The following is a 20606-nucleotide window of genomic DNA, read 5'->3' as shown; positions in this document are numbered from 1 at the left end:
TCCCGCAGCCTTCTGCGCTTGAGAGATAGGCTGGGCACTCAAGACAAAACCGTGCCAGCGCAATACCGCGGCGTCCCTCGGACGGCAGCGGACGGCGCTCGCCGGCCGGCTCCTACAATTGGGCCCCATGCAAACCGTCAAGAACGAACTGCTCGGCGCACTGGCGGCCGAGCTGGAGGCGCTGCACCCGGGCGCCGGCGCGCGCGCGGCGTTCGAGCAGCCCAAGATCGCGGCGCACGGCGACCTGGCCATCACCGCCGCGCTGCAACTGGCCAAACCTTTAGGGCAAAACCCGCGCGCGATCGCGCAGACGCTGGTGGAGCGACTGCAGGTGCAGCCCGCGTTCCAGCAGTGGGTGGGCGCGCTGGAGATCGCGGGCCCCGGCTTCATCAACCTGCGGCTGCTGCCGCGCGCCAAGCAGCAGGTGGTGCGCGAGGTCCTGGCCGCTGGCGACCGCTACGGGTACCGCCCCCCCAACGGGCAGCGCGTTTTGGTGGAATTCGTCTCCGCCAATCCGACGGGCCCGCTGCACGTGGGACACGGGCGTCAGGCGGCGCTGGGCGATGCGATCTGCAACCTGTTCGAGACGCAGGGCTGGCAGGTGCACCGCGAGTTCTATTACAACGACGCCGGGGCGCAGATCGACAACCTGACGCGTTCGGTGCAGGCGCGCGCGCGCGGGCTCAAGCCCGGCGACCCCGGCTGGCCCGAAAACGCCTACAACGGCGACTATATCCAGGACATCGCCGACGATTTCCTCGCGCGCAAGACGGTGGTGGCGGACGACCGGACGTTTACCGCCAGCGGCGACGTCGAGGACTGGGACGGCATCCGGCAGTTTGCGGTCGCGTACCTGCGGCGCGAACAGGATTTGGACCTGAAGGCCTTCGCGGTGCGCTTCGACCAGTACTACCTGGAGTCGAGCCTCTACACCAGCGGCCGCGTAGCCCAGACCGTACAGCGCCTGATCGACGCCGGCAAGACGTATGAAAAGGACGGCGCGCTGTGGCTGCGCACCACCGAGTACGGCGACGACAAGGACCGCGTGATGCGCAAGTCCGACGGCAGCTACACCTACTTCGTGCCGGACGTGGCCTACCACATCACGAAGTGGGAGCGCGGCTTCACCAAGGTCATCAACATCCAGGGCACGGACCACCACGGCACGATCGCGCGCGTGCGTGCCGGACTGCAGGCGGTCGGGCTGGGGATTCCGCCCGGCTACCCGGACTACGTGCTGCACACGATGGTGCGCGTGGTACGCGGCGGGCAGGAGGTCAAGATCTCCAAGCGCGCGGGCAGCTACGTGACGCTGCGCGACCTCATCGAGTGGACGAGCAAGGACGCGGTGCGCTTCTTCCTGCTGTCGCGCAAGCCCGACACCGAGTACACCTTCGACGTCGACCTGGCGATCCAGCAGAACAACGACAACCCGGTGTACTACGTGCAGTACGCGCACGCGCGCATCTGCTCGGTGCTGGCGCAGTGGCGCGCGCAGGGCGGCGACCCGGCGACGCTGGCCGACGTCGACCTGGCACCACTGGACACGCCGGCCGCGCAGGCGCTGATGCTGCAGCTCGCGCGCTACCCCGAGGTATTGACGGCTGCTGCCGCCGACTTCGCCCCGCACGACATCACGTTCTACCTGCGCGAGCTGGCGGCCGCCTACCACAGCTACTACGACGCCGAGCGCATCCTGGTCGACGACGAGGCGACACGCCGTGCGCGCTTGGCGCTGGTGGCGGCCACCGCGCAGGTGCTGCGCAGCGGGCTGCGCGTGCTGGGGGTGAGCGCACCGGAATCGATGTGAGCCTTTTCGCCAACGCCCTGCCCCTTCCCACCACCATGGACCGCCCACTCGCTCCTCGCCCGCCCCGCCCCACCCAGCGGGGCGGTACCCTGCTCGGCTTCATCGTCGGCCTGCTGGTCGGCATCGGCGCGGCGCTGGCCGTCGTGGTGTACGTGACCAAGGTGCCGATCCCGCTGGTCGACCGGGGCGTGCAGCGCAAGCCGGTGCAGCCGGAAACGGAGGCCGAGCGCCTCAAGAGCTGGAACCCCAACGCCGGGCTGTCGTCGGCCAAGCCGTCCGCGCAGGGCGCGACGGCGCCGGCCGACGGCGCAGGCGCGAGCACGGGTCCGGCCGACGGAGCTGCGGGCGACGGCAAACCCGCGGGCCGTGACACCACCCCTGCCGCCCCCGGCGCGGCGGGCGGCGACCCGATCGCCGAGCTGATCCGCCAGCGCGCCGGGGGCACGTCCCCCGCCGCGGGCGAGGCCAGCGCGGCCGCGGCGGCCGACCCGTTCCTGTACTACGTGCAGGTGGGGGCGTTTCGCAGCGCCGAGGAGGCCGAGGCGCTGCGTGCACGGCTTGCGCTGCAGGGCTTCGAGGCCAAAATCAGCGAACGCGAGCAGGCCGGCCAGCGCGTGCACCGCGTGCGTCTGGGTCCCTTCCCGAACCGGGTGGAGGCCGAGGTGATGCAGGAACGGCTCAAAGCCAAGGCGTTCGAGACCGCCCTCGTGCGGGTGCAGCGCTGAGCGGGAACCGCTGCCCGGGCCGTATGCTCGAAGGCAGCATCCGTTGTTTTTGTTTCCTGTCCTGACAACCTCTACCATGCAACGCCGCCAGTTTCACGCTTCCCTGCTCGGCCTCGCTGCCGCCGCCACGCTCCCCCCTCTCCACGCGCAGGAAGCGCTGCGCGAAGGCAGCGACTACCGGCGGCTGGCCAAACCGGTGCCGGTGGACGCCGGGCCGGGGCAGGTCGAGGTGCTGGAATTCTTTGCGTACAGCTGCATCCACTGTTACCGCTTCGAGCCGCTGATGACCGCCTGGATGCGCAAGCTGCCCAAGGAGGTCATCGTGCGCCGGGTGCCGGTGGGCTTCAACGCCGCGTTCGAGCCGATGCAGCGCCTCTACTACACGCTGGAGGCACTCGGCCGCCTAAACGATTTGCACGAGAAGGCGTTCAAGGCCGTGCACGAGGACAAGGTGCGCTTCGCGTCGCTGGACGTGGTCGCGGACTGGGCCGCAAAGCAGGGGCTGGACCGGCAGGCGTTCACGCAGACCTACCAGTCGTTCGGGGTCAGTGGCAAGGTCAAACGCGCGCTGCAGCTGCAGGACGCGTATGAGGTCGACGCCACCCCGTCGCTGGGCATCGCCGGGCGCTACCTGGTGCCCGGCCAGGCGGCGCGCACGCTGGTCATCGCGGACGCGCTGATCGCGCGCGCGCGCCAGGCCTGACCCGGCCGCGCCGCCCGCGCTTGCCGTCCCACCACGCAATCCCGCCGCGGGGTGCGGCGGCGCGGCCGCGGGCAATCGTGGCACAATCGGCGCACGCCTAGGAGAGCAAGTTCCGTGCCCGCCGATCGTTCCCCCTCCTGGCGGCGTGCCCTCGCCGTCGTCGCCGCGCTCGCTGCTGCGGGTGCCGTCGTGTCCGCCCACGCCGAGCGCGCCGACCGCGACGCGCCCATGCAGGTCGAAGCCGACGCGCTGCGCTACGACGACGCGCAGCGCACCAGCGTCTTCACCGGACGGGTACTCATCACCAAGGGGACGATCCGCATCCGCGCCCAGCGCGTCGAGGTGCGGCAGGACGAAGAGGGCTACCAGTTCGGCGTGGCCACCGGCAGCGCCACCGAGCGCGCGTTCTACCGGCAAAAGCGCGAGGGACTGGACGAATATATCGAGGGCGAGGCCGAGCGCATCGAATACGACGGGCGCGCCGATCGCGTCACGCTGCGCGGCCAGGCCGAGCTGCGCCGCTACCGCGGCACGGCGCTCGCCGATCGCACGGTCGGCGCCGTCATCGTGTACGACAACCGGGACGACACCTTCAGCGTCGACGGCGCGCGCGGGCAGCCCGGTGCCGAGGGGGGCACAGGGCGCGTGCGCGCGACGCTGACGCCGCGCGGCGCCGACCCTGCGGCCACCCAGCCATCCCCCGCCAATGTCCCGCCGCCGGCGCTCGCCCCGAGCGAGCGGCTGGAGCGGCGGCCATGACGGCCGCCGCCGCGGCCGCCTGCTTGCGCGCCGAGGGGCTGCACAAGCGCTACGGCCGACGCACTGTCGTGCACGACGTCTCGCTGCAGGTCCGCGGCGGCGAGGTGGTCGGGCTGCTCGGCCCCAACGGCGCGGGCAAGACGACCTCCTTCTACATGATCGTCGGTCTGGTGCGCGCCGACGCGGGCCGGCTGTGGATCGACGGACAGCGCGCCGAGCACCTGCCGATCCACCGCCGCGCGCGGCTGGGGCTGGGGTATCTGCCGCAGGAGGCGTCGATTTTTCGCAAGCTGACGGTGGCGCAGAACGTGCGCGCCGTGCTGGAGCTGCAGCGCGACGCCGCCGGCCGCCCGCTGCCCGAAGCGGTGCTGCGCGAACGGCTCGATGCGCTGCTGGCCGAGCTGCACGTGGACCACCTGCGCGACGCGCCGGCGCCAGCGCTCTCTGGCGGCGAGCGGCGGCGGGTCGAGATCGCGCGCGCGCTCGCCGCGCAGCCGCGCTACATTCTGCTGGACGAGCCGTTCGCGGGCATCGACCCGATCGCGGTCATCGAGATCCAGCGCATCATCGGTTATCTCAAGGGCCGCGGCATCGGCGTGCTCATCACCGATCACAACGTGCGCGAGACGCTGGGCATCTGTGACCAGGCGGTCATCATCAGCGAGGGCCGCGTGCTCGCGCACGGCACCCCCGCCGAGATCGTCGACGACGCTGACGTGCGGCGCGTGTACCTGGGCGAACACTTCCGGCTGTAGCGGCGATGAAGGCGGGACTCGCGCTGCGCGTCACGCAGCATCTCACGTTGACGCCCCAGTTGCAGCAGTCGATCCGGCTGCTGCAGCTGTCCACGCTCGAGGTCACGCAGGAAGTCGAGCAGATGCTCGCCGACAACCCCTTTCTCGAGCGGGCGGAGGACGACGACGCGGAGACACCGCCCGCCGCCCCGGCGGACGAGGAGCGCGACGGCGCGACGGCCCCGGTGGACGACGCCGATCCCCCGGACACTGCGGCGGTGTGGGACGAGGCCGGGCCCCGGTCGGGCGTGGAGGCCGACTGGCCCGCGCGGCTGGACGAGGACGCGGGCGGCTGGAGTGCCGACGAGTCGCCCGGAGCCGACGGTCCGGACTGGTCGTGGGAAGGCCCCGGGCTGGACCGCGACGGCCGCGACCTCGACGACGAGAACCGTCCGGCAGCCAGCGAACTGGCCAGCGCGCACGAGCGGCTGCAGGACCACCTGCACCGGCAGGCGCTGGCGCTGCACCTAAGCGACGAGGAGCGCGCGGCGCTGTACTTCCTGATCGAATCGCTGGACGACGACGGCTACCTGACGGAGCCGCTGGAGGCGTTGAGCGACGCGTTCTGGCGGCAGTGCCACCCCGACGATGCGCCGCCGGACCCCGATGCGCGCGATGAAGTGCTGGCGCTGCTGCGCCGCGCGCTCGGGTGGCTGCAGGCGATGGAGCCCGCGGGCGTCGGGGCGCGCGACCTGGGCGAATGCCTGCGGCTGCAGATCGGCGAGCTGCCCAACACGCCGGCGGCGCGCGCCGCGCTGGCGCTGTGCGCCCAGCCGCTGGAGTGGATCGCGCGGCGCGACACGCGGCGGCTCGCCCAGGCCACCGGCCTGGGCGAAGCCGATGTGCGCGCCGGGCTCGCGGTGCTCACGCGCCTCGAGCCCAAACCCGGGCGGCGGTTTGCCGATGCCGAGCGGCAGATCGTCGTGCCGGACGTGATCGTCACCGTGCGCGCGGGTGTGTGCGACGTGCAGCTCAACCCCGCGGTGCTGCCGCGCCTGCGCGTGACCGACGTGTACGCGCAGGCGCTGCGCGGCCAGCGCCACGGTGACCTGCAGCAGCGGCTGCAGGAGGCGCGCTGGTTCATCAAAAACCTGCAGCAGCGCTTCGACACCATCCTGCGCGTGGCGCAGGCGATCGTCGAGCGCCAGCGCAACTTCTTCCTGCATGGCGCGGTGGGCATGCGCCCGCTGGTGCTGCGCGACATCGCCGAGGCACTGGGGCTGCACGAGTCGACCATCAGCCGCGTCACCACCGCCAAGTACATGGCCACGCCGTTTGGCACGTACGAGTTCAAATATTTTTTCGGCTCGGGGCTGGCCACCGACGCGGGTGGCAACGCCTCCAGCACCGCGGTGCGGGCGCTGATCAAGCAGCTCATCGCCGCCGAGGATCCGCGCCAGCCCCTGAGCGACGGGCGCATCGCCGAGTTGCTCAAGGAGCAGGGCATCGAGTGCGCGCGCCGCACCGTGGCCAAGTACCGCGAGTCGCTGCGCATCCCGACCGCCAGCCTGCGCAAATCCCTCTGACCCCCCACCCCTTCCGATGTCCACGCTCGACCTGTTTCTGCCCTGCGCAGGGGGCTGCGCCCCCTTTCTGGCCGACGAGGTGGCCGCCCTCACCGGCCAGCCGATGGACGCGCTGCGGGTGGGGCGAGCGGGCGTGGCGCTGCGCGGTGACTGGGACACGGTGCTGCGCCTGAACCTGCACAGCCGCATCGCGCAGCGCGTGCTCATCCGGCTGTGGGAAGGCCCCTACCGCCGCGAGGACGACATCTACGCCGCTGCGGCCGCCGTCGCGTGGGAGGATTGGTTCACCCCCCGGCAGACGATCAAGGTCGAGGTCACCGCCCAGCGCAGCCCGCTGCGCAGCCTACACTTCGCGGGCCTGCGCGTGAAGGACGCGGTGTGCGACCGGTTGCGAGAGCGGCGCGGGGCGCGGCCGAGCGTGGACACCGCCCAGCCCGACGTGCGGCTGTACGTGCACCTGACGGCCGAGACGCTGACGCTGGCGCTGGACACCAGTGGCGAGCCGCTGTTCAAGCGCGGCTGGCGCATCGACAAAGGCGACGCGCCGCTGAAGGAGACACTGGCCGCGGCGGTGATCGCGGCCACCGGCTGGACCGGCGTCGACGCCGACGGCGCGCCGGTGCCACTTGTCGACCCCTGTTGTGGCAGCGGCACGCTGGTCATCGAAGCGGCGCAGATCGCGCTGCGGCACGCCCCCGGGCGGCAGCGGCGCTTTGCGTTCGAGCGGCTGCTGCCGCACGATCCGGCTCGCTGGGCCGCGCTGCGCGACGCTGCCCGCGCCGCCGAGCGTCCGTGGCCCGCGGGCGCAGCGGCGATCGCATACGGCAGCGACGTGTCGTTCCGCATGGTCGATTTCGCGCGGCGCAACGCGGAGCGCGCCGGGGTCGGCGCAGCGGTGGCGTTTCGCGGCGGCGACGCACTGCAGCGGCTGCCACCGACCGACCGGCCGGGTATCCTGCTGCTCAACCCGCCGTATGGCGAACGGATCGAAGCCGCGGGAGTCGCCGGCGGCTTGGGGGCCGATGCGTTTTACGAGCGCCTGGCCGCGCACTGGAAGACCCACTTCGGCGGCTGGACCGCGTGGGTGCTGACGCCGGACCGCGACCTGCCGCGACGCCTGCGCCTGCAAGCGAGCCGCCGCATCCCGCTTTACAACGGCCCCATCGAGTGCCGGCTGCTGCGTTTCGACCTGCAGGCCCGAAATGGTAGCTCTGATAATTGAGCCGCTGGTCGGGTGTCCGGGTTGTCTTTTTGCAACTTTGCGCGAAACGCTTGTCACTTTGTGATAAAGTACTGGTTGAGCCGTTCGCGCGGCTCCCCGCTTTTCCTCCCTGAGCGGGTGCCTTTGTGTGTGACAGCAAAAGGCTTGCAGCCCCGGCCCTTTAGGTCGGGGCTCTTTTTTTGCCGGGTCGCGCCACCGCGCCCCGACGGGGGTCAAACCCGCTCCAGCACCACCGCGATGCCCTGGCCGACGCCGATGCACATCGTGCACAGCGCGTAGCGGCCACCGGTGCGGTGCAGCTGATTGACGGCGGTCGTGGCCAGCCGTGCGCCGGACGCGCCCAGCGGGTGCCCGAGCGCGATGGCGCCGCCGTTGGGATTGACGCGCGGGTCGTCGTCGGCCAGCCCCAGTTGCCGCAGGACCGCCAGCCCCTGCGCGGCGAAGGCCTCGTTGAGCTCGATGACATCCATCTGATCGAGCGTGAGGCCCGTGAGCGCGAGCACCTTGCGCGTCGCCGGCGCGGGGCCGATGCCCATGATGCGCGGCGGCACTCCGGCCACGGCCATACCCACCACGCGCGCGCGCGGCGTCAGGCCGTGGCGCGCCGCCGCCGCCTCGCTGGTCAGGATCAGCGCACACGCGCCGTCGTTGACGCCGCTGGCGTTGCCGGCGGTGACGGTGCCGTCCGGGCGCACGACGCCTTTGAGCTTGGCCAGCGCCTCCATCGTCGTCTCGCGTGGGTGCTCATCGCGGTCGACGACCACCGGGTCCCCCTTTTTCTGCGGGATCGTCACGGGGACGATCTCCTGCGCGAAAAAGCCGGCACGCTGCGCCGCCAGCGCCTTGCGCTGCGAGGCCAGCGCCATGCGGTCCTGATCCTCGCGGCTGATGCCGAACTCGGCGGCAACGTTTTCGGCGGTCTCCGGCATCGAGTCGACGCCATACAACGCCTGCATGCGCGGGTTGACGAAGCGCCAGCCGATCGTCGTGTCGTACACCGCGTTGCTGCGCGCAAACGCCGTCTCGGCCTTGGGCATCACGAACGGCGCGCGGCTCATGCTCTCGACGCCGCCGGCGATCATCAGTTCGGCCTCGCCGGCCTTGATCGCGCGCGCGGCCGTGCCCACGGCGTCCAGCCCGGAGCCGCACAGCCGGTTGACGGTCGCGCCCGGCACGTCCACCGGCAGGCCCGCCAGCAGCGCCGCCATGCGCGCGACGTTGCGGTTGTCCTCACCCGCCTGGTTGGCGCAGCCCAGGATCACGTCGCCGAGCGCCCCCCAGTCCACGCGGGGGTGGCGGGCCATCAGCGCCGCGATCGGGATCGCGGCCAGGTCGTCGGTGCGCACGGACGAAAGCGCGCCGCCGTAGCGGCCGATGGGGGTGCGCACGGCGTCGCAGATGAAAGCATGGGTCATGGTCGGCTCCAGACAGTCGGCGGGAACGGGACGGAATCAGGGGCGGATGCCGGGCAGCAGACGCGGCTCAGGCGCGCTTGGCGACGAGCGTCAGGATGTCGTAGCTGGCCACCAGCTCCCCGTGCTGGTTGGTGACCTCCACGTCCCAGACGACGACGCCTTGGCCGCGCCCCTGGGGGTCGGTCTTGTGGCGGTCGATCTTGCGCTTGGCGGTGAGGCGCGCCTGGATGGTGTCGCCGATCGCCACCGGCTTGACGAAGCGCAGCGTCTCCAGCCCGTAGTTGGCCAGCACCGGCCCCGGCGCGGGCGAGACGAACAGGCCGGCCGCCGCCGACAGCACGAAATAGTCGTCCCTGAAAAATTCATTTTCACGCCGCCCTTAGCCGCAGCTGGGCAGGGTTGGCGCCACTGGACTCGGTTGGCCGCCGCTGGGCGAGCCACCGGCCGATGAGGCGCACGGCCGCAATGAGGCGCAAAAAAGCTCGCCTCAAGAAGGGCACGCCCTTCTTCGTGATCATGCGCAGCAGCCAGCGGATGTTGTAGCCCGCCGCGCACAGCACCGCGTGCAGCCGGTCACCCTGCTCGCCCTTGAGGTGGCACCTGTCCATGCGGTGATCCTGCTTCAAGTGCCCGATGACCGGCTCGATGGCCTGGCGGCGCTTGAGCAGCTTGCGCTCCTGCTGCGTGAGGCGCTTGATCTTGCCGCGGTGCACCAGGCGCACATCCGCAATGTCGGCTTCCACCCCGCGGTAGCCCAGATCGGCAAACGCTGTGCTGGGCTTGATGCCAGTGTCCTGCATCAGGATCGTGGCCTGCTCCAGCTGCGCTTGCAGCGTGTGCCCGTCGTAGGGGTTGCCATGGAAGGCCCGGGCTGCGACGATGAGGCTGTGCTTCAGGGTGCTGGCAATGCCGACCTTGACGCCGAACTCGTAAGGGCAGCGGGCCTTGCCCTTGTTGATGCACTCCACCTCCGGCGCGTGCCAGGCGTAGAGCTTTCGAGTCCCGTCGGCGGTCTTTCGGTTGGCAGTCTGCGCCACCAGACGCGCCGCCTTGTTGAGGGTGTGGCCAAGAGCACTCTGGATGGCCTGCCCCAGGCGGCTGGCCTTGCGCTCGATCTCGCGCTGCAGCCTGGCCACGATCGTGCGCTGGCGCTTGATGACCCGGCGCATGCGCGCAAACTGCCGCGCGTGCGCATAGCGTCCTGCCTTGCGGGCCAGCTCCTTGCCTTCCTTGGCAAAGGTCTGCTTCAAGGCGATGCCGGCGGCCTTGGCCGCCTCCACCAGCTTGGTGCGTGCCGTCTCCAGCAGCCGGCTGTCGGTGGGGTGCGCCACCGCCTTGGGTTGTACGGTGGTGTCCACCACCACGCGCTTGAGTTCCTGCGGCTTGATGAGTCCGGTTTCCACCGCCACGTTGATGGTCTGCGCCAAGAGTTCTTCCACGCCTTCTTCGCCCAGCAGCCGGCGAAACTTCACCAGCGTCGTGGCGTCGCACGGCCGGCGATGTTCAAAGTACGCCCGCCCCGAGAAGAACTGCCATGTGGGGGTTTCGCCCCAGCGCTCGACCACCCCTTCGTCCGACTCGTTGAAGGCGTGCTTCAGATACAGCAGCGCGATCATCACGCGCAGCGGCACGCGGGGTCGGCCTGCGTTGGACGCCCGAGCTGCGCGCACCGGAGATTCGCCAAAGAGGTCCAGATCGGGCATCGCGACACCTGCGCGCGCTTTGCGCATGAACAGGTGCGACAGCCTTGCTTCCAACTCCTGCCACGGCATGCGTGAGGACAACACCGCCAGCGGATGGCGCAGGTCGATCATCTGATCGAGCCGGGCGCGGAAGAAGTCCTCGGTGGCGGGGCAGGCAAACATCGCAAAACTCCCAGAAAACGGCGCATCAGACCATCAAATCTGGGGGAAATTGTACTCGCAAACAGACAATAACACAAGAAAAATCATGCTGTTATGAATATTTCAGGGGCGACGAAATAGCCGTGCGCGATGCGCTGGCCAAACGGCGATTCCTTCGCGGCGATCTCGTCGAAGTGCATGTAGAAGTAGTCGCCCGAGATACCACCGAAGGCGACGATGTCGGCCTCGGTGACCGTGCGGCGGTGCGTGAGCAGGCTCTCGCCGATCCGCAGATCCTCGAAATAGCGGCGGAACGGGTGGACGTCGGTCTCGAGGCGCGCCGCGCCGCGCACGTATTCGCCGCTGACGGCGGCGAGCATCGTCGGCGACCCTTGCACCGCGGTGCGCTGCAGGTAGTGCTTGACAGCACGCAGCCCCCCCAGCTCCTCGCCACCGCCGGCGCGCCCGGGGCCGCCGTGCTTGAGGTGCGGCAGCGGCGAGCCGTGGCCGGTGGATTCGGGCGCGGCCTCGCGGTCCAGCACCAGCAGCCGCCCGTGCCACGCCGCCGCGACGGGGATCGCCCGCGCCGCGATCTGCGGATCGCGCGTGACCAGCGTGCCGACCAGGCTGCCGCGACCGCGCGCGGCCAGCGCCAGCGCCTCGTCCAGCTCGTCATACGGCAGCAGCGTGCTCACGGGCCCGAACGCCTCGACGTCGTGCACCGCGTCGTGGCGGTGCGGGTCGCGGCTGAACAGCAGCACCGGGGCCATGAAGGCGCCGTCGGCCGTGCCGTCGCCGAGCGGCGCGAAGCCCGGCCCCCCGTCCCACACGACCTCCGCGCCCTCGCGCAACACCGCGACGCGTTCGCTGACGTCGCGCACCTGCGCGTGGCTGGCCAGCGCGCCCATGCGCACCGCCTCCAGCGCCGGATCGCCCACCACCACCCTCGCCAGGCGCGCGCGCAGCCGCTCGGCCACCGCGTCCAGGTGGCGCCGCGGCACGAGCGCGCGGCGGATCGCGGTGCACTTCTGCCCCGCCTTGACCGTCATCTCACGCACCACCTCCTTGACGTAGAGGTCGAACTCCTCGTCGTCAGGCGTCACGTCCGGCGCCAGGATCGCGCAGTTGAGCGAGTCGGCCTCGGCGTTGAAGGGGACGGACTGGCGCACGAGATTGGGGTGCGCGCGCAGCTTGGCCGCCGTGTCGGCGGAGCCGGTGAAGGTGACGACGTCCGGCCCCTCCAGGCGATCCAGCAGGTCACCCGTGCCGCCGATGACGAGCTGCAGGCTGCCCTCGGGCAGCAGGCCGCTGTCGACGATCAGGCGCACCAGCGCCTGCGTCAGATAGCTCGTCGCGGTGGCCGGCTTGCCGATACAGGGCATGCCGGCCAGGAAGGTCGGCGCGAATTTCTCCAGCAGCCCCCACACGGGGAAGTTGAACGCGTTGATGTGCACCGCGACGCCGCCGCGCGGCACCAGGATGTGCGTGCCGGCGAAGCGCCCCTGCTTGCCCAGCGGCACCACCGGGCCTTCGTGCCACAGGTTGCCCGACGGCAGCTCGTTCGTCCCCAGGCTCGCGTAGGCGAACAGGGTACCGATGCCGCCTTCGATGTCGATCCAGCTGTCGCTGCGCGTCGCGCCGGTGTGGGCGGACCAGGCGTATAGCGTCTCCTTGCGCTCCATCAGGTATTTGGCCAGCGCCTTCAGGCGCGCGGCGCGCTGCTGGAAGTCGAGCTGCAGCAGCGCGCCAACCGCTTGGCGGCCGTGGGCGAGGGCCTCGCCGAAGTCGATCGCCTCGGCGTGCGTGGCGGCCACCGGCGTGCCGTTGACAGCACTGCGCAGGGTCTGGGCGGGGGTGTGGCCGAACCAGCGGCCGGCGATGTAGCTGTGCAAAACGGGCGTGGTCATGGAAGCGGGCAACGGTTGGGAGCGAAAACGAGGGGCAGGAAACACCACCGCGGCCCCACCATCCGGCGGCCGCGACAGTGGTGGATCAGGCGGCGCGCCGCGCGCCGACGCCGAGGTAGGTGTCGATGATGCGGCGGTCGTGCAGCAGGTCTTCGGCCGGGCCGTGCAGCGCGACCGCCCCCATCTCCAGCACGTAGCCGCGGTCGGCGATCTGCAGCGCAGCGCGCGCGTTTTGTTCGATCAGCAGCACCGACACGCCCAGCTCGCGCAGCCGCGCCACGGTGTGCAGCACCTCGCGCACGATCAGCGGTGCCAGCCCCAGCGACGGCTCATCCAGCATCAGCAGACGCGGCCGCGCCATCAGCGCGCGGCCGATCGCCAGCATCTGGCGCTCTCCGCCGGAGAGCGTCGCCGCCATCTGCGCGCGGCGCTCGCGCAGGCGCGGAAAGATCGCAAACACCTCCTCCATGCGGGCGCGCTGCGTGCGGTCGCCCCGGCGCCAGCGCGCAAAGCCGCCCAGCAGCAGGTTGTCCTCGACCGACATCTCGCCAAACAGCTCGCGCTTTTCCGGCACCAGCGCCACCTGGTGCGCGACCATGCGCTCGACGCTCACCCGCGGCACCACCTGCCCGTCCACCGCCAGCGTGCCGCTGGAGCGCAGCAGCCCCATCGCGGCGTTGAGCAGCGTGGTCTTGCCCGCGCCGTTGGGGCCGATGACGGTGACGATCTCGCCCTCGTGCACGTCGAGGTCCACCTGGTGCAGCGCCTCCACCGGCCCATAGGCAACGCTGAAGCCGCGCAGCTGCAGCAGCGGGGGTTTGGACGGCGCGTTCATGCGGCCCCTCCGACGGCGAGGTCGTCACCCAGGTAGGCCTGCAGCACGCGCGGGTCGCGCTGTACCTCGGCCGGCGTGCCGTGCGCGATCACGGTGCCGAAGTCCAGCACGGTGATGCGATCGGCCAGGTTCATCACGAATTCCATGTCGTGCTCCACGATCAGGATGCCCAGGCCCTCGCGGCGCAATTGGTCCAGCAGCGCCGCCAGCGCTTGCTTCTCCAGGTGGCGCAGCCCTGCGGCCGGCTCGTCGAGCAGCAGCAGCGCGGGCTGACCCGCGAGCGCGCGAGCGATCTCGACGATGCGCTGCTTGCCAAGCGGCAGTGCCCCGGCGGGCGTGTCGGCGTGCTCCGCGAGCCCGCAGCGCTCGATCTGCCGCATCGCCTCGGCCAGCAACGCCGCCTCCTCGTGGCGGTCCAGGCGGAACATGCTCGCCCACCAACCCTTGCGCCCGCGCAGGTGCGCGCCCAGCGCCACGTTGTCGAGCACCGAGCGCTGCCCCATCAGCCGCACGTGCTGGAACGTGCGGCCCAGCCCGCGCGCAGCGAAATCGCGCGACGGCCGACCGGTCATCGGCTCGCCCAGCAGCCGCACCTCGCCCTCGGTCGGGTCGTCGACGCCGGAGATCATGTTGAAGAAGGTGCTCTTGCCCGCGCCGTTGGGGCCGATGAGCGCGTGCACCTCGCCGGCGCGCACCTGAAGCGACACCTGCGCGTTGGCCACCAGCCCGCCGAAGCGCTTGGTGACCTCGCGCGCTTCGATCAACACCGTGCCGGCGGGTGGCAGCGTGCGCGCGGGCAGTGCCGCGGGCGCCGGCAGCCGCCGCGGCGCGGGCACCACGCCGGCGCGGCGCGCCCACGCGGCCAGCGTCGGCCACAGGCCCTCCGCGTAACGCTGCAGCACCAGCATCATCAGCAGCCCGAAGACGATGATCTCGAAATTGCCGCTCATGCCGAACAGCTTGGGCAGCCAGTCCTGCAACTGCTCCTTGAGCAGCGCGATCAGCGTCGCGCCGAGCAGCGCCCCCCACAGGTGGCCCGAGCCGCCGACCACCGCCATGAACAGGTATTCGATGCCGATGTTGAGGTTGAACGGGGTGGGGTTGACGAAGCGCTGCAGGTGCGCGTAGAGCCACCCCGACAGCGCCGCCAGCAGCGCGGCGAGCATGAACACGCGGATGCGCAGCGCGGCGGTGTCGACCCCCATCGACTCCGCCATCAGGCGGCCGCCCTTGAGCGCGCGAATCGCCCGCCCGGCACGCGAGTCCAGCAGGTTGTGCAGCGCCCACACCGCCAGCAGCAGCAACGCCCAGATCACCACGCCGAGCGCGCGCGGGTCGGCCAGCGACCAGCCCCCCACCGACAGCGGCGGGATGCCGGTCAGCCCCGTGTGGCCGCCGAGGAACGCGAGGTTGCCGAACAGAAAGTACAGGCTCAAGCCCCACGCGATCGTGGCCAGCGGCAGGTAGTGACCGCCCAGGCGCAGCGTCACGGCGCCCAGCCCCCAGGCGATCGCCAGCGTCAGCGCCAGCCCCAACGCCAGCCCCACCCACGGCAGCGCGGCCGCCGGCAGGCCCGACAGCGCGGCGGCCACCTCCGGCGCGGTGCACACCCAGGCGGTGGCATACGCGCCCAGCCCGACGAACGCCGCCTGCCCGAACGAGGTCATGCCGCCGATGCCGGTGAGCATCACCAGCCCCAGCGCGACGAGCGCGTGCAGCCCGATGTAGTTGAGCAGCGTGATCGTGAAGTCGGGCAGCACACCCCAGGCGGCGGCCAGCAGCAGCACGAAGCCGATGGTGAGCGCGCGCTGGCTCACGCGCGGCGTGGCGCTCGCCCCCGTGCCCGCGCGGGCGGTCGTGTCGGCGCTCATTCCTCTTCCTCCACGTGGTGGCTGCGCAGCGAGCGCCACAGCAGCACCGGGATGATCAGCGTAAACACCAGCACCTCTTTGAAGGCGCTGGCCCAAAACGACGCGAACGCCTCCAGTTGCCCGACCAGCACCGCGCCGAGGAGCGCGGCCGGGTAGCTCGCCAGCCCGCCGATGATCGCGGCGACGAACCCCTTGAGGCCGATCAGAAAGCCCGTGTCGTAGTAGATCGTCGTGATCGGCGCGATCAGCAGGCCCGAGATCGCGGCGATCTTGGCCGCCAGCGCAAAGCTCAAATCCCCCGACAGCTCGGTGGGGATGCCCATCAGGCGCGCGCCCACGCGGTTGATCGCGGTGGCGCGCAGCGCCTTGCCCAGCAGCGTGCGCTCGAAAAAGACGAACATCGCCACCACCAGCGCCACCGTGACGCCCAGCACCACCAGCGACTGGCCGCTGACGATGAGGCCGCCGAGCTCGAAGCGCGCCTCGGAAAACGGCGGGGTACGCGAGCCTTCGGCGCCGAAAAACCACAACCCCAGCCCCATCAACACCCCGTGCAGCGCCACGGAGACGATGAGCAACACCAGCACGGTCGCGTGCGCCAGCGGCCGAAACGCGAGGCGGTAGATCAGCGGCCCGAGCGGCGTGACGATCAGCACCACGGTGAGCGCCTGTCCCAACAGCGACGCCGGACGCCACCACACCGCCAGCGCCGCCAGCGCCGGCAGCAGGACGCACCACAGCCCCGTGGCCCACCAGTCCACGGTGCCACCGCGCGCCTGGCGCCACGCCTCCATCGCCAGCGTCAGCGCGGCCAGCGCCAGCAGCAGCCACAGCGTGGCAGGGGTGCCGCCCGCCTGCAGCACGGCCATCGTGAGCGCACCGTACGCCACGAGCTCGCCTTGCGGCACGAAGATCACCCGCGTCACCGAAAACACGAGCACCAGCGCCAGCGCCATCAGCGCGTAGATCGCGCCGTTGATGATCCCGTCCTGGCCCAGGAACAGGGCGATTTGCAGATCCATGGGGTCACGCCAAGGCGCCGGCGGCGTGCGGCCGCCGGCGGGTTGCGGGGGCCCCGCGCGCGCGGCCCGAGGGCCGCGCACACGGGCGGCTCAGGGCATCAGGGCTGGTACTTCCAGGTGCCGTTTTCGATCTTGACCATCACGCGCGCGCGCTGGTCCAGACCCAGGTGGTCGGTGGGCGACATGTTGAAGATGCCGTGCGCCCCGGCGACGTTTTTGACGTTTTCCAGCGCATCACGCAGCGCGGCCCGGAACGCCGGCGTGCCGGGCTTGGCCTTCTTGAGCGCCTCCGGCGCGGCGGCGGCCAGCAGCAACCCGGCATCCCACGCATGGCCCCCGAAGGTGCTGACCGACCCCTTGCCATAGGCGCCCTCGTACGCCTGCACATAGGCCAGCGCCGACTTCTTCACCGGGTGGTCATTGGGCAACTGATCGGCCACCAGTACCGGTCCGGCGGGCAGGAAGGTGCCTTCGCAATCCTTGCCGCACACGCGCAGGAAGTCGTTGTTGGCCACGCCGTGCGTCTGGTAGATCTTGCCGGCGTAACCGCGCTCCTTCAGCGTCTTTTGCGGCAGCGCCGCCGGCGTACCGGAGCCGGCGATCAGCACCGCATCCGGCCGCGCCGAGACGATCTTGAGCACCTGACCGGTCACCGACGTGTCGGCGCGGTTGTAGCGCTCGTTGGCCACGATCTGCAGCTTTTTCAGCCCCGCGGCCTTGACGAACTCCTGGTACCAGCCCTCACCATATGCATCGGCAAAGCCGATGAAGCCCACCGTGCGCACGCCGTTGTCGGCCATGTGGCTCGCGATCGCCAGCGCCATCTGGATGTCGTTCTGCGGGGTCTTGAAGACCCAGCGCTTCTTGGCGTCGACCGGCTCGACGATGCGGGCCGACGCCGCCATCGAGATCATCGGCACCTGCGCTTCGGCGACGACGTCGATCATCGCCAGCGAGTTCGGCGTGATGGTGGAGCCGATGACGACGTCGACCTTGTGCTCGCTGATGAGCTTGCGCGTGTTGGTCACGGCCGCCGTCGTGTCGCTCGCATCGTCGAGCACGATGTAGTTGACCTTCTCGCCGCCGATGGTCTTGGGCATCAGCGTGAAGGTGTTCTTCTCCGGAATGCCCAGCGACGCGGCCGGACCGGTGGCCGAGACGGTGACGCCGACATTGATGTCGGCCCACGCCGGGACGGACAGGCCGACGGCGGCAAGGGCGGCCAAAAGGGTTTTGCGCAGGGTCATCGGGTGTCTCCTCTGAAGGGGTCGGGAAAAAAGCCGGCGAGCCGGTCGGAAAAACTCAACGCTCATCGAAGCTCAGCACCAGACGGGGCGTCACCGCGTGCGCCTGGCAGGTGAGCACGAAGCCGCGGGCCACCTCGTCGTCGGTCAGGCCGAAATTTTTCTCCATCGTAACGCGTCCTTCCAGCACTTTGGCGCGGCACGTGCTGCACACCCCCCCTTTGCAGGAGTAGGGCAGGTCCAGCCCAGCCTCCAGCGCCGCGTCCAGCACCGCCTCGCCCGCGCCGATCGGCACGTCGTGCTGCTTGCCGTCGAGCACGACGATGGCGTGCGCCGCCGCCCCGGCCACGCGGCGTTCCCCGGCGGCGTCCACCGCGGCCTGCACACGCGCGGCCTGCGCCGCGCCGGTCGTGAAGCGCTCGGTGCGGATGCGCTGCGGCGGCACACCGGCGGCGAGCAGCGCGCGCTCGGTGGCCTGGATCATCGCTTCCGGCCCGCAGATGAACACTTCGTCCATGCTGGCCGGCGGCAGCAGCGCGTCCATGATCGCGCGCACCTTGGCCTCGTCCAGCCGGCCCTGCAGGAGGTCGACCTCCTGCGCCTGCCGCGACAGGACGTGGATCATCGTGAAGCGGTCCGGGTAGCGGTCCTTGAGGTCCTGCAGCGCCTCGTTGAACATGATGGTGGCCGTGCGCCGGTTGCCGTACACGAGCGTGAACTTGGCGTGGGGCTGCTCCTCCAGCGTGCTCGCGGCGATCGACAGGATCGGCGTGATGCCCGAGCCGGCCGCAAAGCCCACGCGGTGCAGCGCGCGCGGGCGCTGCACGGTGAAGCGCCCCTCGGGCGGCATCACGTCGAGGACGTCCCCGGGGCGCAGCGCCTGCGCCGCCCAGTTGGAGAAGCGCCCGCCCGGCACCGGGCGAATCCCGATCTCCAGCTCGCCGCGCTCGGCCAGCCGGGAACGCGGGCAGCAGATCGAGTAGTTGCGGCGCAGCTCCTGCCCGTCGAGGCGGGTGCGCAGCGTCAGGTACTGCCCCGGCTCGAAGCGAAACGTCTCGCGCAGCGCGGGCGGAATGTCGAAGGTGACGGCCACCGACCCGGCGGCTTCGGGGCTGACGCGTTTGACGGTCAGGGGATGAAAGTGCGGAACGCTCATGGCACCCTCGGGTGGGGGTTCGGGGTTGGGGGCTGGTTGGGGGGGGTCAATGGGGCTTGAAGTGGTCGAACGGCTCGCGGCAGTCCAGGCACTGGTACAGCGCCTTGCACGCGGTGGAGCCAAAGTGCGACACCTCCCGGGTGTGGGTGGAACCACAGTGCGGGCAGGCCACTGGTTGCGGCGCGCGCTGCACGAAGCGCAGCACGCGCTCGCCCGGCGCGGGGCCGTCGTCGTGGCAGCGCCCGGGCGGCGCGATGCCGTAGGCGCGCAGCTTCTCGCGCGCGGCGTCGCTCATCCAGTCGGTCGTCCACGCGGGCGCCAGCTGCGTGGTCACGCGAGCGGCCACGCCGAGCCGCGCCAGCGTCGCTTGCACGTCGTCGGCGATCTGCGCCATCGCCGGACAGCCGCTGTAGGTGGGGGTGATGACGACCTCGACCAGCGTCGGGTCGTCCGCCGCGACGCGCACCGCGCGCAGGATGCCCATCTCGGCCAGCGTCACGACCGGGATCTCCGGGTCGGTCAGCGCATCGAGCGCGGCGCGCACGCGCGCCAGCTCCGCGTCGCCGACCGCACTCCGCCGATGCAGGGCGTCCGTCGTCATCGCCGCCTCACCAGACCGCGCCCGGGTGGGCGCGCGCCACGCACTGCATCTCGGCGAGCAGGTAGCCGAGGTGCTCGGAGTGCAGGCCGTGCTTGCCCTGCGGGACATAGCCCTGGTCGCTGCTGACGCGCAGCGTCGCTTCCTGCAGCGTCGCCTCGACCGTGGCGCGCCAGACGGGGCGCAGGCCCGCCACGTCGACACCGATGCCGGCGGCCACTGCCGCGGTCTCGAAGTCGCTGGGCGTCCAGAACTCCTGCGTGTAGGGCATCAGGTGGTCGAACGCCGCCTGCATGCGCGCGTGCGACTCGTCGGTGCCGTCGCCCAGGCGCACCACCCAGTCGCTGGCGTGGCGCAGGTGGTAGCGCGCCTCCTTCAGCGACTTGGCGGCGATCGCGGCCAGCGGTTCGTGGCGCGACGCCTGCAGCGCGTCCCACAGCGGCACCATCAGCGCGCTGTAGAGGAAGTTGCGCGCCAGCGTCACGCCCCAGTCCATGTCGCCCTGGGCGTAGCCCACGCGCGGCAGGCTCGCCGGCAGCTCGAGCAACACGTAGTTGCGAAAGTCCGGCGCGTCGCGGAAGTACGCCAGCGTGTCTTCCGTGACGTCGCCGCCCTGCAGCCGCGCGACCTCCTGGTACAGCAGCCGCGCCTGGCCCACCAGGTCCAGCGTCTGGTTGGTCAGCGCCAGATCCTCCTCCAGCACGGGACCAACCCCGCACCACTGGCTGTTGCGCTGCGCCAGGACGAGGGCGTTGTCACCCAGGTGCAGCAGGTAGTCGACCAGCACGGTCTCGGTGGCCACGGCGTCCATCACATGTGCCCCACTTCGTCCGGGATGTCATAGAAGGTCGGGTGGCGATAGATCTTGTCCGCCGACGGGTCGAAAAACTCGCCCTTGTCGCTGGGGCGGCTGGCCACGATCGCCGCCGACGGCACGACCCAGATGCTCACGCCTTCCTGACGGCGGGTGTAGATGTCGCGCGCCATCTGCAGCGCATGCTCGGCGTCGGCCGCGTGCAGGCTGCCGCAGTGCTTGTGCTCCAGGCCCTGCTTGCTGCGCACGAACACTTCCCACAGCGGCCAGTCCTTCAGCGCCGGGGGGGTCTTGGCGGGCGCATCCGCGCCCGCGGTGGGTTGGGTCTCCATGGGGGCTTCTCTCCTCGTTCGGTCCACGG

18 protein-coding genes and 1 pseudogene are annotated in these 20606 nt (G+C 70.8%); 7 read left to right on the top strand and 12 right to left on the bottom strand.

Annotated elements, in window-relative coordinates:
* The first annotated feature begins 127 nt into the window (after window positions 1-127).
* The 7 genes from argS (at window position 128) to LCC91_RS12415 (ending at window position 7539) form a co-directional block, all read left to right on the top strand.
* The gene (argS, locus tag LCC91_RS12445; RefSeq protein WP_043700142.1) at window positions 128-1810 is read left to right on the top strand and encodes an arginine--tRNA ligase; all 1683 of its coding nucleotides are present in this window, start codon (window positions 128-130) and stop codon (window positions 1808-1810) included.
* Between the two features lie 35 nt (window positions 1811-1845).
* The gene (locus tag LCC91_RS12440) at window positions 1846-2535 is read left to right on the top strand and encodes an SPOR domain-containing protein (protein WP_052231492.1); all 690 of its coding nucleotides are present in this window, start codon (window positions 1846-1848) and stop codon (window positions 2533-2535) included.
* A 76-nt stretch (window positions 2536-2611) separates the two neighbouring features.
* Window positions 2612-3238 (top strand): thiol:disulfide interchange protein DsbA/DsbL, encoded by a 627-nt coding sequence (locus LCC91_RS12435; protein ID WP_043700139.1) that lies wholly within the window; start codon window positions 2612-2614, stop codon window positions 3236-3238.
* Window positions 3239-3352: 114 nt separating this feature from the next.
* Window positions 3353-3997, top strand: coding sequence for a lipopolysaccharide transport periplasmic protein LptA (gene lptA / locus LCC91_RS12430; RefSeq protein ID WP_058615842.1), 645 nt, complete (start codon window positions 3353-3355; stop codon window positions 3995-3997).
* Window positions 3994-4752, top strand: a complete 759-nt coding sequence (gene lptB / locus LCC91_RS12425; RefSeq protein WP_043700131.1) for an LPS export ABC transporter ATP-binding protein — start codon at window positions 3994-3996, stop codon at window positions 4750-4752. The genes lptA and lptB overlap by 4 nt, the downstream gene beginning before the upstream one ends.
* Before the next feature lie 5 nt (window positions 4753-4757).
* Window positions 4758-6317, top strand: coding sequence for an RNA polymerase factor sigma-54 (gene rpoN, locus LCC91_RS12420; RefSeq protein WP_043700128.1), 1560 nt, complete (start codon window positions 4758-4760; stop codon window positions 6315-6317).
* Window positions 6318-6333: 16 nt separating this feature from the next.
* Window positions 6334-7539, top strand: a complete 1206-nt coding sequence (locus tag LCC91_RS12415; RefSeq protein ID WP_043700125.1) for a THUMP domain-containing class I SAM-dependent RNA methyltransferase — start codon at window positions 6334-6336, stop codon at window positions 7537-7539.
* Window positions 7540-7751: 212 nt separating this feature from the next.
* On the opposite strand, the gene pcaF is transcribed toward LCC91_RS12415, so the two are convergent.
* From pcaF to paaB, 12 genes and pseudogenes are all read right to left on the bottom strand, one after another.
* Window positions 7752-8954, bottom strand: a complete 1203-nt coding sequence (pcaF, locus tag LCC91_RS12410; protein ID WP_043700122.1) for a 3-oxoadipyl-CoA thiolase — start codon at window positions 8952-8954, stop codon at window positions 7752-7754.
* A gap of 67 nt (window positions 8955-9021) precedes the next feature.
* Window positions 9022-9300 (bottom strand): annotated as a pseudogene (locus tag LCC91_RS12405) (MaoC/PaaZ C-terminal domain-containing protein); the annotation flags it as partial.
* A 22-nt stretch (window positions 9301-9322) separates the two neighbouring features.
* Entirely contained in the window at window positions 9323-10819 is a 1497-nt protein-coding gene (locus LCC91_RS12400; RefSeq protein WP_224440884.1) for an IS5 family transposase, read from the bottom strand.
* Between the two features lie 83 nt (window positions 10820-10902).
* Complete coding sequence (gene paaZ, locus LCC91_RS12395) at window positions 10903-12705, bottom strand: phenylacetic acid degradation bifunctional protein PaaZ (protein WP_224440949.1); 1803 nt, start codon at window positions 12703-12705, stop codon at window positions 10903-10905.
* An 85-nt stretch (window positions 12706-12790) separates the two neighbouring features.
* Window positions 12791-13540 (bottom strand): ABC transporter ATP-binding protein, encoded by a 750-nt coding sequence (locus LCC91_RS12390; RefSeq protein ID WP_143898594.1) that lies wholly within the window; start codon window positions 13538-13540, stop codon window positions 12791-12793.
* Entirely contained in the window at window positions 13537-15411 is a 1875-nt protein-coding gene (locus tag LCC91_RS12385; protein ID WP_043700113.1) for a branched-chain amino acid ABC transporter ATP-binding protein/permease, read from the bottom strand. Before LCC91_RS12385 ends, LCC91_RS12390 begins: the two co-directional genes overlap by 4 nt.
* On the bottom strand, window positions 15408-16433 hold the full coding sequence (locus tag LCC91_RS12380; protein WP_043700110.1) for a branched-chain amino acid ABC transporter permease: 1026 nt from the start codon (window positions 16431-16433) through the stop codon (window positions 15408-15410). The genes LCC91_RS12385 and LCC91_RS12380 overlap by 4 nt, the downstream gene beginning before the upstream one ends.
* Window positions 16434-16531: 98 nt before the next feature.
* Entirely contained in the window at window positions 16532-17680 is a 1149-nt protein-coding gene (locus LCC91_RS12375) for an ABC transporter substrate-binding protein (protein WP_043700108.1), read from the bottom strand.
* Between the two features lie 55 nt (window positions 17681-17735).
* On the bottom strand, window positions 17736-18833 hold the full coding sequence (gene paaE / locus LCC91_RS12370) for a 1,2-phenylacetyl-CoA epoxidase subunit PaaE (RefSeq protein WP_043700105.1): 1098 nt from the start codon (window positions 18831-18833) through the stop codon (window positions 17736-17738).
* Window positions 18834-18879: 46 nt separating this feature from the next.
* Entirely contained in the window at window positions 18880-19434 is a 555-nt protein-coding gene (gene paaD, locus LCC91_RS12365) for a 1,2-phenylacetyl-CoA epoxidase subunit PaaD (protein WP_221934164.1), read from the bottom strand.
* A gap of 7 nt (window positions 19435-19441) precedes the next feature.
* Window positions 19442-20233, bottom strand: a complete 792-nt coding sequence (gene paaC, locus LCC91_RS12360; RefSeq protein ID WP_224440948.1) for a 1,2-phenylacetyl-CoA epoxidase subunit PaaC — start codon at window positions 20231-20233, stop codon at window positions 19442-19444.
* Between the two features lie 8 nt (window positions 20234-20241).
* Window positions 20242-20577 (bottom strand): 1,2-phenylacetyl-CoA epoxidase subunit PaaB, encoded by a 336-nt coding sequence (paaB, locus tag LCC91_RS12355; RefSeq protein ID WP_052231326.1) that lies wholly within the window; start codon window positions 20575-20577, stop codon window positions 20242-20244.
* Window positions 20578-20606 lie beyond the last annotated feature (29 nt).

It is taken from the genome of Tepidimonas taiwanensis (assembly GCF_020162115.1).
Taxonomy (GTDB): domain Bacteria; phylum Pseudomonadota; class Gammaproteobacteria; order Burkholderiales; family Burkholderiaceae_C; genus Tepidimonas; species Tepidimonas taiwanensis.
The sequence above is the reverse complement of the archived record's forward strand: the minus strand, read 5'-3'. Positions and strand labels throughout refer to the sequence as shown.

Coding starts and splice junctions, on each gene's coding strand:
- argS (WP_043700142.1), top strand. CDS start 128: ATGCAAACCGTCAAGAACGAACTGCTCGGCGCACTGGCGGCCGAGCTG.
- LCC91_RS12440 (WP_052231492.1), top strand. CDS start 1,846: ATGGACCGCCCACTCGCTCCTCGCCCGCCCCGCCCCACCCAGCGGGGC.
- LCC91_RS12435 (WP_043700139.1), top strand. CDS start 2,612: ATGCAACGCCGCCAGTTTCACGCTTCCCTGCTCGGCCTCGCTGCCGCC.
- lptB (WP_043700131.1), top strand. CDS start 3,994: ATGACGGCCGCCGCCGCGGCCGCCTGCTTGCGCGCCGAGGGGCTGCAC.
- rpoN (WP_043700128.1), top strand. CDS start 4,758: ATGAAGGCGGGACTCGCGCTGCGCGTCACGCAGCATCTCACGTTGACG.
- LCC91_RS12415 (WP_043700125.1), top strand. CDS start 6,334: ATGTCCACGCTCGACCTGTTTCTGCCCTGCGCAGGGGGCTGCGCCCCC.
- pcaF (WP_043700122.1), bottom strand. CDS start 8,954: ATGACCCATGCTTTCATCTGCGACGCCGTGCGCACCCCCATCGGCCGC.
- LCC91_RS12400 (WP_224440884.1), bottom strand. CDS start 10,819: ATGTTTGCCTGCCCCGCCACCGAGGACTTCTTCCGCGCCCGGCTCGAT.
- paaZ (WP_224440949.1), bottom strand. CDS start 12,705: ATGACCACGCCCGTTTTGCACAGCTACATCGCCGGCCGCTGGTTCGGC.
- LCC91_RS12390 (WP_143898594.1), bottom strand. CDS start 13,540: ATGAACGCGCCGTCCAAACCCCCGCTGCTGCAGCTGCGCGGCTTCAGC.
- LCC91_RS12385 (WP_043700113.1), bottom strand. CDS start 15,411: ATGAGCGCCGACACGACCGCCCGCGCGGGCACGGGGGCGAGCGCCACG.
- LCC91_RS12380 (WP_043700110.1), bottom strand. CDS start 16,433: ATGGATCTGCAAATCGCCCTGTTCCTGGGCCAGGACGGGATCATCAAC.
- LCC91_RS12375 (WP_043700108.1), bottom strand. CDS start 17,680: ATGACCCTGCGCAAAACCCTTTTGGCCGCCCTTGCCGCCGTCGGCCTG.
- paaE (WP_043700105.1), bottom strand. CDS start 18,833: ATGAGCGTTCCGCACTTTCATCCCCTGACCGTCAAACGCGTCAGCCCC.
- paaD (WP_221934164.1), bottom strand. CDS start 19,434: ATGACGACGGACGCCCTGCATCGGCGGAGTGCGGTCGGCGACGCGGAG.
- paaB (WP_052231326.1), bottom strand. CDS start 20,577: ATGGAGACCCAACCCACCGCGGGCGCGGATGCGCCCGCCAAGACCCCC.